We start from the raw sequence: 15514 nt of genomic DNA on the forward strand, positions 1-15514 counted from the left end.
ATTTGTCTAACAATTATGGGGCACTTCAAAATCCATGTTTACCTTCAATAAGATTTTTAATTATTTAGAATTTCCTCTTGCAGCTTTTTTCGATTGAAAATGTAAACTAGTCAGTATAATGACAATTAATAAAACTACACCCAAAATAACTAACAAGAAAATCCATGTTTTATCATAAATCAAATTACGAGAAGATTTGTTAACTTTATCAGCCTGCTGCTTACTAATATGGTACTTTCCACTAAATTTCCAGTGGGTCTTCCCACTGGTTGCACTACCATTGACAACATATGTGCCCGCTTTAATCGGCGTCTGTTTCTGATTAAATGCGACTGGAACTGTTGAATTTGGTGCAATATTCTTGTACTCTTGGTCCGCTTGAAGTGGTTTCAACCCAAGATGGAAGAATTCAGCAATTCCTTTTCTTTCAACTGTCATATGCACAGATACATTATTCATGAGCCCAGGCTGATTATTTGATAAATTAGCATAAAGATACGGTTGTTGATTAGTTGCAGCTGCTGAAAGTCCCTTAAGTATTAAAACGCCACCTACTGCTTTATTTGTCTCAGTAATGTATACCGGAACTGAAACAGCCTGACTTGAGTCTCCACCCTCAAAAAATCTATAGCCGCCGAGAATCAATCCGGAAAAACGTTCGTTGGGAATATTGATTCTTAAGGCAATATCTTTTGTTTCTTGTGACTTGATTTTTATTGTTTTTTGATTACGAGCATCAGCAATATCCCCGGCAAATGAATACTTTAAATCGTTTTCCCCTCTTGGGACAGGTCGTTCGTAGATAATCTGTCCTGTACTTGACGTTGTAGCATTAGTAGGCTGAATAGTTACTGTCTGTGAACTGTTATCAAAGTTTGTAATAGAAAATTTCAAAACACGACTTTCACCCGGTTTTACAATCAGCTGAAATTTGTTTGTTACATCACTGTTTTCAATTAAGGGCGTAACTGTCAGACTACTTATATCTGCGTAAGTCTGAGTCGGATTAATAATCAAGATACCCAACATCAACAAGAAGCCCAAAATATTAATAGTGAGAATTCTCTTTAAAGCGAGGTATTGATTGATTTTCATTATCTTTGTCTCCGACGATTACCTGCATTCTTGCTTTTAGAATTTCTTCTACCCAGCCAGATACCCAAAACCAACAGTAGTATAACTAATAGAACAGCTAATAAAATCCATAACCACAAATAATTAGGTTTAAAGCCCGCTAAGTTGTTGATTCTGCTTGCTTGATCATTAGAAATTGTAAAGTCACGTTCAAAGTGCCAAGTCTTAACACCTTGACTTTGACCAGTCCAACTCAAGTGATATTGTCCTGGTTCAATTCGATTCTTGCCCCACCCAATTGCATAGTTAAAGGTAGAGTTAGGTGCCATGCTAACATTTTTTTGGTTTTGGCGATGAAGAACCTTAGACTCGCCCTTCTTTGTTATTTTGGCCTTAACATCCATCGTTCTCAAATATTTTGGTTTCACATTTCTTGTTTGAACAAGAACGGCAGGATCGCCACTATTAATACCAGGCTTAATCGTGCCTAATTTAATATCGGGTTGTACACCAGAAATATTTTGCACATTAGTTAAATAAATTGGAATCGCATATTGATAATTATTTCTTAATAATGTGCCGTTGTCAGTGACATTGGTATTTGCGTTATAAATTGTGGCAGTGACACCACCATAAATCTCACCATTAAAGGGCTGATCTGGTGCTTTAATCTTAAATGAAATATAACCACTTTGGTGTGCCTTCATTTTTACACGTAAATTCGTTTTGCCAATTGCTAGTTGATTTTTCAGATTATACTTTAATGTCGGCTCTTTGGGTATTTTAGCAGAGTCGAACACAGATGTTCCGTTATCGTTCGTATAACCAGTATTCAATTGTGCAAACATCGTTCGTGCTTTATCCGCTTTATTTTCAACTCGAAGATTCAAATCTTCAGTTTGTCCTGGTTGGAGATATAAATTAAATATGCCTTCACTATTTGGTAATTGTGACTGTGGTGCCTCTGGTGTTACTACAAAATCCGTATTTGCCGCCTCAATTTTATTCTGTGGCAACAACAGATACGTAGCCATACCAATTACAAAAATAAATATAACTTTCGAAATTTTCTTCAACGAATGCATCTTCTTCACCCTTCAAAAACGAAATAAAAAAAGTCGAGAATAAATATCCCCGACTTTTTTATAAACCTAGCTTAAAGATTAGTGACCTGGTGTTAAAGTCCAAGTCAAAGCACTAACATATGTCTTAGCTTGAGCTTGTTCTGGAATATCCAAATGGATAAACTGTTCATTTGCACCACCAAGAGAAATCTTAGTACGACCCTTAGATGTTGTAGCATCTAAGAAAGTCTTAGCAGCTGCATTACTTTGATATTTACCACTATTCAATGTAACACTGTTACCAGGTGCAGGTGTAAAAGTACTATTGATGCCATCATCAAAGGAAAGATCGAAGTTCTTCTTCCAAGCATCAGTTGAAGCAGCATTAGCAGCGGAAGCGTTATAAGCATCACTGTTACTGTTACCATCTTCAAATGGATTAACGCTAAGCTTTAATTGATAACCGGCACCAGTTGCAGTTTGTTGAGCAGTTGTACGTGCATCAGTAATTTGCAACAAGCCACGTGCATTACCATCATTATTAATAACACTCTTGTTATCAACTAAACCAACAGTTGATCCAGCAACACCATCACCAAAATCAAAATCTGGTACGGCATCAAGCGTTAAAATACCACTCTTAACGTTTACATATGCTTCAGAATTAGCAGTAGCAGTACCTTTGTCTTCTCCACTTGAAGCAACAGCACCCATCTTTGCATCACCAGTACTTGGATAAGCTGCGACAGTACCATTAGGGCGATCTGACAAATCAATAGTATTCCAAGCAGTACCATCAGCCTTAGCACCAGTTGCGGCAAATGTTGCTGCTGCAGGAGCCAATGTACCAGCAGCGGCTGCTAATACAGCTAAAGAACTAACTAAAGTCTTTTTGTTCATTTTCATAATTCTTTCCTCCCATAAATTTATAAATAGTTTAGCCTTTCGGCCAGTTGACTCATTGCCAACTTACAAAAATTATTATAACTCCTGTTTTGATATTTGTGCGCCAACTTTGAAAAAGAATTCTTTCAAAAGTTGAAGTTAGTATGAAGTTATTATGAAATCTTATAAGCTAGCAGTTTTGCGAAATACGATCATACTTGATCCAAGTACCAACGTCATCCCAACGATTGGTAACCAAATATTAACGTCATCGCTAGTTTGCGGATATTGCGCGTTTGGATTGGTTGACACATTAAGACTTGGGGTTTGGGGAACATAACCAGTATTAGTATTCACAACATTGCCACCAGTACTATTACCACTAGATGGATTCTCCTGGCCCGGGTTCTCGTTTTCACTATTCCCACCAGTCCCATTGTTCTTACTATTATCAGCTACGACAACTTGTGCTGACGACTGTCCCTTTGCGGGCCCTTTCTCAGATGCTGCAACCGGTAACGCACGTCTCACCTCGTTTCCGTTGTAGTCATATCCAGAACCAGCCCACGCAACGGTGTACTTGGCGCCAGCTACAACTGCGAAAATGATGGCTGTGACGATTCCAATACCCACTAACTTTTTCCAGATAGGCCGTTTCTTAGAAACAGATCTATTTTTCATCTCATACGACCCCTCCCAAATAGAAGTGACATTTGAAACCTTCGTACAAGTTATATAATACCAATTTCGTTTACAAGAGCGTGCCAACTTTAATAAGGAATCTTATCTAAATGTGAAATAAGTATGAACTTTTCATGGCTTTTTTAGTGTAATTCTAGTTTATAAATCGCGATGCCACGCTGCTTATCGGAAGCCAATGTAGTGAAGTCAAATTTACCAAACAAATGGTTGACGCGATCCCAATCATCCCCATCAAATGAGGACAGCATACCGTCAATGGCTTGAATCTCATGCTTTTTCGCCAACTTGATCAATGTTTGGAGGGCTAACTCAGCCAAGCCATGATTTTGATAATCAAAGAAAGCTAATTTAGAAGCAGCACCTAGTGTTTCCAAGACTGAGATATGCATTTTTTTATCCCAGGGGTCATATTCAAAGAGCAATTGGTTTTGATACTCTACCTTATTATTATGGTAGTGATCGATATTTTCCAACGGTGTATACACATAAATTGAAGCTGTTTTGGCTGTTTTACTCGTTCCTGTAAAATCAGTATAAACAATATATTGTGTTACTTTGTCTTTTGGATCGGTTTGTGGTTGATCCATCGTCTCCAGAATCGTTAAGCTTGGATCCTGTTCAATTGCTTTGAGCCTAGTTTCATATGCTTTTTCTAAGGCCGTTTCTTGATACAACACAGACGCATCCCTTCCTTTTCAAGTCCGCTTCAATTATAACATATCCATTTTTCAGAAATTAGTTCTAACCTATTTTTAAAGAGTTAATTCGTAATAACCTTCCTTATTATGACTATCCAATGCAAAGTGTGATAAATCAACCGTATATCGGTACTGAAAACCAAGTTTCGTGAGTAACTTAATAGAAGCTTGATTTTCTGGGAATACACCTGCCCAAACAGCTTTCAAGTTTTGACTTTTATAATAGGTAAGTAACTGTTGCAAGCTGCGGTACATGATGCCCAGACGGCGATAATTGGCATTCATCAAGAAGCCGAGTTGAATTTCGGTTTCATCTATTAAAGGTGGCTGTCCTTTGAACCGAGGCTGTTGTTCGATCAGACCAACCACCTTGGCTTCCGGTACCCGCTCAATGGCCAAAGTTTGCGCGCTGATGGCGGTCTGTAACCATTGTTTGGCTTGCTCGAAATCTTGTGGGCGCGGCTGACCACCCATTTGTTCATTTAAAGGATCATTCAAAATTGCCCAGTAATCTTGGATGTCTGTTGGTTGAAACGGTCGAATGCGTAAATCATCGACTAATAGTTGTTGAAATTCCATAAAATTTATCCCTCGAATCGGTTTAAGTCCTTACTCAAAAAAGTATACAATAGGAGAGAAAACTTTTTTAAGAAAGGTTGCTTGTTTATGTATCTACTCAAACAAAGTTTACCAACACAGCAGGAAACACCAGATCATGCGCCAGCATATCTTCAAGGTTATGTGCACGAACCAAATCCGGAGATCGACCGTCAAACTTATCCCGGTATCGTCATTATTCCTGGTGGCTCTTACACGCACATTCCTGAACACCAAGCCGAAATATTAGCTCAAGCTTTTTATGCTCAAGGCTATCAAGCTTTCTACTTGCGTTACCACTTTATTGATGAAAAAGCACCCTTGATGCCAGCACCACTGGTTGACGTAGCCAATGCCATGCATTATCTTTATGAGAACAGCGACGACTTAGCTTTAGAGGCAAATCGCATCGTTGTGGCCGGATTTTCTGTAGGTGGTCAAGTTGCCGCACTTTATGGCGACTACTGGGCTGCCAAATGGCTGGACGAACAAACGGGTACCACTGCTGATACACGCAAACCGGCTGCTCTAGTCCTAGGCTATCCAGTGATCAACCTCAAAGCTGGTTTCCCCAAAGAAAAGTCAGATGCCCTAGCTATCGCTGATGACTTGGACGCCTATGCGGCTGATGAGCACGTCAACAAACAAAATCCACCAACATTCATCTGGGTCACAAACGATGATCAAATGGTCCCAGTAAAAAATAGTTTGTTATATGCTAATGCTTTGAACCAACATGGTGTGCCCCAAGAATTACATATCTTTGATCACGGACCACATGGCCTAGCTTTGGCGAATGCCCAAACGGCTTGGCGAGAAGGTACCGACCTGCCCCATGTGGCCAAATGGTTTGAGTTAGCGCAAGAATGGCTGTTTAACACTTTAACAACGGAATAACATTTTTGATTTAACGGAGGAAGTCTAATGAATTTTTTTGTCACAAACAGTATTGGTAATCAATCATCTGGTATCGAACATGCCATGATCAAACGGCTGAATTTATTTTTGGCTCATGATGAAGGCGCAGCGATCGTTTCAACCATGTACTATTCTCGGTTTCACTATGACTTTAACATTAACGGCTTAGAAGATGCCCGTTCATTTAATATGTTTGATTACTTTTTAGGCACACTGAATGCCCCTTTTAAAACCAATACACTAGAAGACTTCTTGAAAGCTGAGCAGTTGCCTAAACCCAAACCACTAGGCGAAGAGCGGTCAAATAAAGATTATATCGTTACCGGTTACTTGGCCCAATATCCAGATGGCAAGCAGGCGATGATTCGGGTCGACAAGGAAACAAACCAATTGGATTCCGTTGCTTATGCTGATGCTAGCGGCAAATTATTAGAATCCGACGTTTATGACTACCGCGGCTTCAAGTCGATTCATTTTGATATTGATCAAAATACTGGTCGCATGAAAGCGCAGACCTATCTAACACCTGATGGCAAAAAGCCGTTGAAATTTTTCTATTCTTATCATAAAAATCAAGAGCAAATGAATCGTGTGGCCTTGGCCTGGCATGACGAAATGCGGATTTTCAGTAATAACACTGGGATAGAACAATATTTCTTTGATCTCTTGAACAAGGAACACGGCGAAAATAATGTCTTTATTTCTGATCGTTATGAAGTTACCCCTGCTGTCGGCGCCATGAAGACGAAGGCGTACAAATATGTTTATCTTCATTCTAACTTTACGGTGGATCCCGATGACCCTAATGATAAGAAGTTAAATTATAATTATGCTTATGGCATTCGTCACAATAATTTATTTGACGGCTTGATCGTCCCTACAGAAAAAGAAAAACGTCAGCTAGACGACCGGTTCCATTTCAAGCACCCCGTCTATGCTGTGCCTAGTGGCTACATCGATGCCGACATCAAAAAGGTCCCAATCTCCGATCGTAAAGCTGGTCAATTAGTCGCCGTGGCCCGAATTGCACCTGAAAAACGTTTAGACCAAATCGTGCGGGCTTTTGCTATTGCTCACAAAGCTGTCCCTAAGGCAACATTAGCCATCGTTGGCATGTACGCAGATCAAGCTTCTTATAATTCATTGAAACAAACCATTATCGATAATGATGTCGCCGATAGCGTCTACTACACCGGCTATACCAATCAAATGGACCAGATTTACAATGACAGTGTTGCCTTGGCCTGGACCAGTCGTGGTGAAGGCTTCGGACTGGCTTTGATCGAGGCTCAAAGTCATGGTGTGCCTGTCATCGCCTATGACATCAATTATGGCCCCGATGAAATCATCAATGATGGTGAAAGTGGCTATCTGGTGGAAATCGGCAACGTCGAGCAATTAGCTGAAAAGATGACTGACCTCTTAAAGGATAGCTTCCTTCAACAAAAACTCAGCAATGGTGCCTATGAAGCAGCTCAGAAATATACTGCTGACAATGTTTGGCAGAAGTGGCAAGTTCTTTTGAAAGATGTCGCTGATAAACAAAGCGAGACAAAAGGCGCTTAAAACTAAAGCGTAATAAAGCGCGTTTAGTTAGAAAAAATTTCATTACACATTGATATGCATTTCCATATTCCAATTAATAAGTCGAATTTCAAGGCAGGGCAGCCTAAATTGCCCTGTTTTTTTATACTTTTTTTAGCTTGAATTAGTTAAAAAAGGATAGATAAATCAACATTTTTAAATCTGAATATAAGGAAAAATAGTGTGCAACTCAAAATTGGTCTAATTACTCAAATGATTTAACTAATAAATAATTGATTATTTTAAATTGAAATAATTTTATACTTGTTATTTTAAAAAAATAACTTTATTTCAAAAATAATTAGGCTATACTTAAACTAACATATTATTATTTATTTTATTTTTGGGATGGGGATTATTATGACTAGAGTTAATAAATGGCTGGTTCTACTATCTTTGAGTTTATCGATCATACTTTTAATTTTTAGCCATACCAATATCAACTCGATTCACGCTGCACCCACAACCCAACAAGTCGGTATCAATAATAAAGCCAATTATAAGTTGGCACCGCCAAAGTACCCTGACTGGCTGCTCAAAGCTATTGTAGGCACCAATTACACGCCAGACCAATATCTGGCGTTGCCTGATGCTAAAAAGCAAGCGATACAAGCCTATTTACATCCAACGCAATCTAAGTTAGCGTCAAGCCTGCAAAGTCAACTAACCAAATACCCGAGTACCAAGCAAGCTGATGATAACAGCGACACTGATACTTTGAGTCCCTTATTGATCGCATCCGCAAGTACACATTTAGCTACGGCTAGTGCTAATGACACTACGAATGCCACAGCTGATGTTGAAGCTGCACAATCAAATATTGAAATTGTACTACCCAAAAGTACTAATTTCCCGAATTTCAGTGATGGCGATTTTAGTAATCTAATGCCATACAGTTTTACTTTAGATCCTAGCTCTGAGTTAACTTCGGACGATTATCAATTTACTTCGGCGTCTTACAATGCTAGCACCGATGATGTCACTCTGGACTTTTCAATCACATTTTCTGGCATACAAAAATTAACACCGGAAGGTAAAAAATTAATTGTTGATGTCACTAACGGTTCTAGCGCAACAACTAAACTAACCGTTAACGTTTGGCGAACTTCGATTCAACGACCCTCCGTCACTTTAAATGTAGGAAATGGGTACCAACTACAATATATGTTTAATAATTACTATACCGGAAATCCAACTGCTATTTCTCACACCACGCCAACAAATAATGCCATTGATATTCCAAATTTCAACATGCTTACACCTGATGGCAAACGAGTTTATTCTCTTTTTAATGATGTAAAGGCTACGAAAATCGATACATTTTATTTACCTACGACATCCGCTTTAATGATGGGTGATTTTAAACAAAAGGCAATCGCCCCAGCAACTGGGTCAGATTATTATCAACTTTACAAATTTGATCAAATTAAACATGTCCATATGTGGCAAGATTCTAGTGATGTGACCAAGATTCACCTAGAATATGATGGCTATTTTATAAAAGGCTTCGGGTCTCATACTAACCCCATTACAATTCATGTTAAAAATACGTTATACCCCAACAACAATGGCGATCAGATGGCTATGACCGAACAATTAACAAATAAAACCAACTCTGGGGCCACTGCGGCAGATAACGATTTAACTGGCATCTATTACGCACGACAGTTTGACACCCAGATGGGGCCAGATAATAATCGACGCGATGACGTACCAATCTATTATGCCAATCAAATCACAACCGGGGTCAACGCTGGTAAAAATACTGGCGTCTATTTCCGGTCACCCTCGTTAAATTCCCCCTATGTGATGAATTTCAATTTTGATTATCCTAATGCACCTGATGGCTGGCTAGGGACTCACTGGATTGCAAATCTACGGTATACTGACAAAGGCAGCGCACTTTTGGGAAGTTCAGATTTCATCAATACTTCCGGTCGTTTGTCATTTAGAAGTAATATCCCGCCTTTTCAAATTTTCAGCGGTCCTGATGATCCTGGTGAGAATTCATCTTTCCATACGCCCGATACGTTAGCTTTTGGGAATCCGAATAGTACTGGGGATATTAGCGGTGGTGATTATGACTCGGCAATTGATATGAAATGGTCCCGGAATCGAGTAGGTACTTTCTCGCCGAATACTACTCAGAACATTGCATTTAATGGTGGGCTTAGCAATATCTACGCCCCTACAATTCGTGCCGATAGTTATTTACGGGTCAAGCCTGATGCAACTTCAGTAACGATCAATGGTACCGCGTCAGATATCAACAGTCCTAACGTGCATATCTACTATTCTATTGACACCCCAATTGACCGCGGCAATCCACCAGCTGAAAGTTCTAGCAATAAGTTGGCTTCCGTTTCCTTTGCTAATGAAACGGTCCCCCACTCAGAATACAAGAGTTTCAGTGGTAAGATCACAGACGCTGCAGAGGTGGCTAAACTCAAAGACGGTCAAACCCATCATATTTATCTGTACGCTTATGACACGACTTTTCAAACTTCAGATAGTTCTCTACAAGACTATAATCAAGATGTTGTTTTACTATCAAACGTCTTAAACATTCCTGTTAATGAACCGGCTCATGTCAGCCTACATTTTAGAGACAGAGCAACTGGAGCGGATATCATTGATCCGGTTACGAAGCAAGGCTACGTGGGTGATACTTATAACTTCAATAATGGGAGTCCAAACACTACCACTACTACTTCAGCAACAGACCTTTTAGGTAGTCCGCCGGCTTATTTGAAGGATAAATACACCTTACTTAGCGATACTGCTGATTTACCAACCACTGGTAAAGGGACACTAGCACCTGATACAGATGGCTCTCCAATGAATATCAACTATTATTACAATGACAGTGGCTACGCCCAGTTCACTTCATTCCCCACCAAACTCTACTTTGGTAAGCATCCAACTTCACTAAGTATTGGCGACTATCACATTGTTCGCATGGATGGCCCTGATTTAACTGTCAAAGATACCACCGCTGACCACAAGTTCACTGTCCAAGCAAAAGTTTCTAAGCATCTGACTAATGAGACAGATGCCACCAAGACCATTCCAGACGCTTTAGGGTATCAAAATAGTGACAAAACGATCACTTTAACACCGACAATGGTTTCCGTTTATGCCAATACTGATGCTGCCAGTAATGTGGATCTTTCTAACAAGTGGTGGCCTAACGTTGCCAAAGCTGACCGTACTGCTGACAATCAAAGCAGTGGTCCAATCTTACGCATCACGAAAGATAATCGTAGTGACTTGAAGGTTGGGCAATACGCTGGTGAAATCGACTGGTCGCTAACCCGCTCAGAAAACTAAATTTATATAAATATTTTGTTGCAATCAAATAGTTGTTTGGTTCCTTAAAAATTAGGAATCAGACAACTTTTTTGTTTTAAAAAAATCAATCATAGTCTAAAGTAATTCCTTGTAAAATAAATATTTTGTTTTTTTTAGATTCCAAATAATGTTTAATTATTTTAAAATAAAAGCAAAAATAAAATCTTACATAAATTAAACAATTCATTTTATTATAAGTATCTTTATAAATTTTGCAGATAATTATAAAATTGGTATGTTATAATTTGGAGTAGTTTAAGTAGTAGTATTTGCTTGATTTTCTGGGGGAGATATACCTAATGCATCTAGTAAAAATAAATAAACTTCTCATGAAAATAAATAAATGTCCTTTTGCCCACAAACTAGTTATTCTGGGTCTGTTTGTGATATTATTCACCTTGCTGGCGCCAACAAGTGGTGCGCACGCTGAAACTTCGTCCAAAGAAGTCGACAACACCTCGAGTACACCACCACTAGACATGCGCCAAAATCCCGATACTGGACTTCAGTACACGCCTAGCCAAGGTATTCGAGCTGCCACCGGCGTACAAACAGACCAGCAAACGGATGGGGCACCAGTAGTCAAGATGAACGGTTCTGATTTTGACAGTTCCAGTGAATCCACTGTGTTGATTCGGCCTTATTTGACAGCAGATCAAAAGAGTAAGGTGCCTAAAAATAGCATGGATACTGAGCCTTGGTTTGTCATAAACTATCTTGATACCAACGGTAAAAAACCCGGGTTCATGAGTTTCAGTGACTCAAACGGTTTAGGCGGTTTAGATGGTGCTCGTAACTTTAAACCTACTAAAAATGAGAATGATAATAGTAATAAAATGGTCCAAACTAATTCTAGCAATGGTAATAGTACCTGGAAGCTAGATACCGCTAGTAATAAGAACTACTCAGGTGGTTACCTAAATATTGCTGGTAACGTCCCTATCTATGTCAAAATTCAGCCAGATATGAAAGCATTGATGAATCTTTTTAGTGGTAACTATGGTGTTATGGTCAAAGTTCAATTGCCACCTGACGTCGATGTCAAAGCATTTACCAATACCATTGATTGGACTCAATCTTATTTTAACTTAAAAATTACTGGACTGGATAGTAACGTCCAAAAAATTGCGAAGGCTATGAACTTTCCTATGCAATTCGACCATCATGTTTATATGGATCCTAATTCTGACAATACTTTTTACTTAAAAGTCAAGGGAATTCCATATCGTATAGATTCTGCAGATGGTGTTCTCGGTTCAACAGCATCCTTTCACATCTTATCACCAGATCAAGATTTAACCGATTATCGTAATAACGTCACTGCAGATGGTACATCAGTTTTGCCAGACAATGATGGCAATCCTGTAACTGCTAGTCAAGGAAAAGCTTGGCAACCCGATCTATCTAATCTTGGCTGGCTAGCGGAACTTGTTTCCCCTGGAGGTGCTGCTTCTAAAATTAAAATGCTAGGCTTTTCAGCAGCACTGATTAACGGTATTCAGCCTTATTACGATACAGGTTATGGAATACTAAATAGTACAATCGCAAGCTTATTCCAGAATTTAACCTCCAGTGGCTTTGTTGGACAAGCTTCAATCAACTTTAACTTTGACATGTCCAAGTATACAGGTAATTCAGGCAACACAGGTAACAACTCTATCTCCTCAGAAACTCAGAGTGCCCTCAAATCCCTAACAGCTGGTCGGCTTTTTCCAAGTGCTAAGAGTGATGGCTCTTTCAATGATAGTAATGGTAATGGATCATTAAAAATATCATTATATGGTAGTGATCAGTTGTATGATCCATATAAAGCATTAACTAAGTCTAAATATACGGGTAAACCGCCTATGGGTGATCGCTATAAACCTTTAGGAAATGATCCAACAACTGATCGCAAAAACTCAACTCAACATGATAAGGTAACCCGTTGGTGGGGTAACATTTGGCAACGGGAATCAGATTCAGGTGATCCTGACCCCACCAAAGATAAACTTACGTATAATTTTGATTATGATCCAACTAAACTGCCACAACTGGAAGCAAAGAAATCACTTACCAAATGGCCGGGTGACATGCCGATGGACTATGCGGTCATTCAAAAAGACCAAATTGACAAGGGGACGGCTTACCCTGTTTATACCAACTTCACATCTTGGAACGACTTTATTGTGCCTTTTGACAATCTCTTTGCAGACGAAAAGACCGACCGCAACTTAGTCTCACCGAATGCCAAGGCACCGTTGACGGATTCAATCAATTCTCGACGTGCTGCTTTAGATTTTGGTAAAGATGGGCTTTTGGTCAACAACAATCCAACATATAACTTAAGTGATGTCAGCACCCCCGACACCTACACTTTTAACGATGTGTCGAATCGCTTAGACGATTACAAAGAGGGCCTAACCGCGGGTGTCACGCCAAAACGGTTCACCCAAGTTTATCGTTATTTTGACAGTTCTGGGCATGTGAATCCAACTCAAGTCAAACCGACCGACAGTGATGCCAAAAACATTCAGATCACGGCTAAGAATCCTAAAAGTACCAGTGGCAAAACTCCTGACAAAAGTGCCCCAAGCGGCCAAAGTGACTCAACACCTTATGACGTCAATGGTACCGACAAAGTTAGTCAAATCAAATACACCGGTATTAATACAGTAACGGGAATTCCGCTACTAGATAATCAACTGAATATCAGCCAAGATTCAAGGCCTACACTTGACCTAGGATTACCTCAATTTTTAGCTTTAACTAAAGATAAACTAAAAGATAAAGAAAACGGTTATGTCTATCAAGGTACAATTTATGATCCCTTTGCCGATAATGCTAGTAAGCGCTCTGGTACAAATCCGAGTGGTCAAGATACCTTTGCCTTTTTAGGTTATGGTGATAAAGACTATGACGCAATAGGCGCTTGGGTCTTTAAAAATATTGGTACAGCTAATGGGGCCATCCCCGTAGCTACGAATAATGGTGCTAGTGAGGTCCACTTTAAGGTACATTTATATGCCCAGAAAAGTTCATCTGACACTGGTGAGGTCAAAACTGGTAAAAATGGTCTTGTCTCTGATATTTACATTCCCATCAATGCTGATAATTCTTTCGGTATGATCACCACACGTTTGCGGCGTTCTGGATTGCTTGTTGGTGGCACCACTAGTGATAGTAGCAATACCAATTACAGCGTCGCCGGTTATGATCCTGATAAGGCTGATATCAATAAAAATAACGATGTAACCAATGAATCCATGTACAGTGTAAGTGATACCACACCTACTGAAAAATTGACGGTCAGAAAACGTTTTACAAGCAATAATGGTAAATATGAATATACGACTCAGCCGGTATTTGCGACTAATCAAGTGATCCATGTCAAAACCACAATCACCAACAAAGGTAACACAGAAGTGACAGATCCAATAGTCATGATACCTAAGCCTGGTAGCACTGCTCAAGATACAATGAATACTTTTGCCGATATCACCGATGTCAAAAGCTCAGCTGGTACTGCTTCTCCAATACAACAAAGCGATTTTGTTGGTAATCAGTTTGCCATTTATCAACTCAAAGGCGCAACCTTGAAGCAAGGTGATACAGTCACTTATACCTATAACTATGAGATTTCTGATATCGATAAATTCAAAACAGATACCTTGACTTTAACTGATGTTATCCAGCGTAGCGATAGATCAGCTACCCTAGGGCAATCTAATGCCGTGACGTTGCGTAAGACTGTTGCCCCAACTATTTTATCGGTCCCTACTTTGGACTTTGGGCAACACAAAGTCAGTACCGATACAAACTTTAATTTGACTGATGCTAGCAAAAAGCAGGCTCAATTAATGATTTATAACCCAGCCAGCTATAAGGGCAATTGGACCTTGAGTGCACAACTGTCGCCTTTCAAACTCAATGGTACTGATAATGACCCCGAGATTACTAATAACTTTAAGTTAAATCTGGGGCAGCCTAGTCTTTACGACGCCGATAAGTCGGGATCTGATGAAGCCTATAATTTAAGTGATTACTACACAGGTCAAACTTTACAACAAATTGAAACGTATCATACGAGTCAAGAGTTAACGTCAGATAATATTGCCCAAGTAGTTTATTATCGCGATGGTTCGATTGAGGATCAGACGGCCCCAACGAATCTAGTGTTAAATTATCAACCAGAGACTACTAGCACCAATAGTAGTAACAGTGATGATAGTACTGATGGTGAAGACACAAAATCTACCAATAATGTGACTTTGCGCTCACCAAATGTCCTAAAAAGTGGTAAATATACCGCAACAATGACCTATTCGATCACTTCTTCGCTAGAATAAGCATATTAAAAGCGACTGCAGAATTTGTTTGCAGTCGCTTTTAAGGTCTTGAATTGTCAAATTAAACGCAAACTCTTATCGTAGAATACTTCGTAGGGTGTTTCCCAACCTAAACATTTCCTTGGCCGGTGATTCAATTGGCTTGTGTATTGAGCAATCTCTCTATCGGAAGCTGTGATATCTTGGCCCTTGGGTAAATATTCCCGGATCAAACCATTGGTATTCTCACTAGTTCCTCTTTGCCAAGGAGCATGGGCATCTGGAAAGTAAAACTCGATCCCCGTCTTCTCAGTAACTTCTTGATGGGCTGTGA

General features: G+C 39.5%; 11 protein-coding genes. 4 read left to right on the forward strand and 7 right to left on the reverse strand.

The genetic code is table 11. The features are described from left to right. Positions 1–60 precede the first annotated feature (60 nt). The 6 genes from FHQ08_RS09480 to FHQ08_RS09505 form a co-directional block, all read right to left on the reverse strand. Positions 61–1095 carry a WxL protein peptidoglycan domain-containing protein gene (locus tag FHQ08_RS09480; RefSeq protein WP_230914172.1) on the reverse strand — a complete coding sequence of 345 codons (1035 nt, stop codon included), beginning with the start codon at positions 1093–1095 and terminating at the stop codon, positions 61–63. After that, positions 1095–2108 carry a DUF916 and DUF3324 domain-containing protein gene (locus FHQ08_RS09485; RefSeq protein WP_230914173.1) on the reverse strand — a complete coding sequence of 338 codons (1014 nt, stop codon included), beginning with the start codon at positions 2106–2108 and terminating at the stop codon, positions 1095–1097. Before FHQ08_RS09485 ends, FHQ08_RS09480 begins: the two co-directional genes overlap by 1 nt. Positions 2109–2237: 129 nt before the next feature. Continuing rightward, the gene (locus FHQ08_RS09490; protein ID WP_230914174.1) at positions 2238–3044 is read right to left on the reverse strand and encodes a WxL domain-containing protein; all 807 of its coding nucleotides are present in this window, start codon (positions 3042–3044) and stop codon (positions 2238–2240) included. 162 nt (positions 3045–3206) lie between these two features. Next, positions 3207–3704, reverse strand: a complete 498-nt coding sequence (locus FHQ08_RS09495) for an LPXTG cell wall anchor domain-containing protein (RefSeq protein ID WP_230914175.1) — start codon at positions 3702–3704, stop codon at positions 3207–3209. 143 nt (positions 3705–3847) lie between these two features. Further along, positions 3848–4399 (reverse strand): hypothetical protein, encoded by a 552-nt coding sequence (locus tag FHQ08_RS09500; RefSeq protein ID WP_230914176.1) that lies wholly within the window; start codon positions 4397–4399, stop codon positions 3848–3850. Positions 4400–4477: 78 nt separating this feature from the next. Next, positions 4478–5002 (reverse strand): GNAT family N-acetyltransferase, encoded by a 525-nt coding sequence (locus FHQ08_RS09505; RefSeq protein WP_230914177.1) that lies wholly within the window; start codon positions 5000–5002, stop codon positions 4478–4480. 87 nt (positions 5003–5089) lie between these two features. Here FHQ08_RS09505 and FHQ08_RS09510 point away from each other — a divergent pair, with 87 nt between their 5' ends. The 4 genes from FHQ08_RS09510 (at position 5090) to FHQ08_RS09525 (ending at position 15201) form a co-directional block, all read left to right on the forward strand. Next, entirely contained in the window at positions 5090–5917 is an 828-nt protein-coding gene (locus tag FHQ08_RS09510) for an alpha/beta hydrolase (protein WP_230914178.1), read from the forward strand. Positions 5918–5944: 27 nt separating this feature from the next. Beyond that, positions 5945–7504 (forward strand): glycosyltransferase, encoded by a 1560-nt coding sequence (locus FHQ08_RS09515; RefSeq protein ID WP_230914179.1) that lies wholly within the window; start codon positions 5945–5947, stop codon positions 7502–7504. Between the two features lie 378 nt (positions 7505–7882). Further along, complete coding sequence (locus tag FHQ08_RS09520; protein ID WP_230914180.1) at positions 7883–10852, forward strand: hypothetical protein; 2970 nt, start codon at positions 7883–7885, stop codon at positions 10850–10852. Positions 10853–11202: 350 nt separating this feature from the next. After that, entirely contained in the window at positions 11203–15201 is a 3999-nt protein-coding gene (locus FHQ08_RS09525) for a hypothetical protein (RefSeq protein ID WP_230914181.1), read from the forward strand. A 56-nt stretch (positions 15202–15257) separates the two neighbouring features. On the opposite strand, the gene FHQ08_RS09530 is transcribed toward FHQ08_RS09525, so the two are convergent. After that, on the reverse strand, positions 15258–15514 hold a 257-nt coding region (locus FHQ08_RS09530; RefSeq protein ID WP_230914182.1), incomplete at its 5' end, for an IS30 family transposase.

Origin of the sequence: Agrilactobacillus fermenti (genome assembly GCF_021030645.1) — a bacterium.
In the GTDB taxonomy this organism is placed as follows: Bacteria; Bacillota; Bacilli; order Lactobacillales; family Lactobacillaceae; genus Agrilactobacillus; species Agrilactobacillus fermenti.

Excerpts from the sequence above, each read along its gene's own strand:
- FHQ08_RS09480 (WP_230914172.1), bottom strand. The coding sequence starts at position 1,095 with ATGAAAATCAATCAATACCTCGCTTTAAAGAGAATTCTCACTATTAAT.
- FHQ08_RS09485 (WP_230914173.1), bottom strand. The coding sequence starts at position 2,108 with ATGGCTACGTATCTGTTGTTGCCACAGAATAAAATTGAGGCGGCAAAT.
- FHQ08_RS09490 (WP_230914174.1), bottom strand. The coding sequence starts at position 3,044 with ATGAAAATGAACAAAAAGACTTTAGTTAGTTCTTTAGCTGTATTAGCA.
- FHQ08_RS09495 (WP_230914175.1), bottom strand. The coding sequence starts at position 3,704 with ATGAAAAATAGATCTGTTTCTAAGAAACGGCCTATCTGGAAAAAGTTA.
- FHQ08_RS09505 (WP_230914177.1), bottom strand. The coding sequence starts at position 5,002 with ATGGAATTTCAACAACTATTAGTCGATGATTTACGCATTCGACCGTTT.
- FHQ08_RS09510 (WP_230914178.1), top strand. The coding sequence starts at position 5,090 with ATGTATCTACTCAAACAAAGTTTACCAACACAGCAGGAAACACCAGAT.
- FHQ08_RS09515 (WP_230914179.1), top strand. The coding sequence starts at position 5,945 with ATGAATTTTTTTGTCACAAACAGTATTGGTAATCAATCATCTGGTATC.
- FHQ08_RS09520 (WP_230914180.1), top strand. The coding sequence starts at position 7,883 with ATGACTAGAGTTAATAAATGGCTGGTTCTACTATCTTTGAGTTTATCG.
- FHQ08_RS09525 (WP_230914181.1), top strand. The coding sequence starts at position 11,203 with ATGAAAATAAATAAATGTCCTTTTGCCCACAAACTAGTTATTCTGGGT.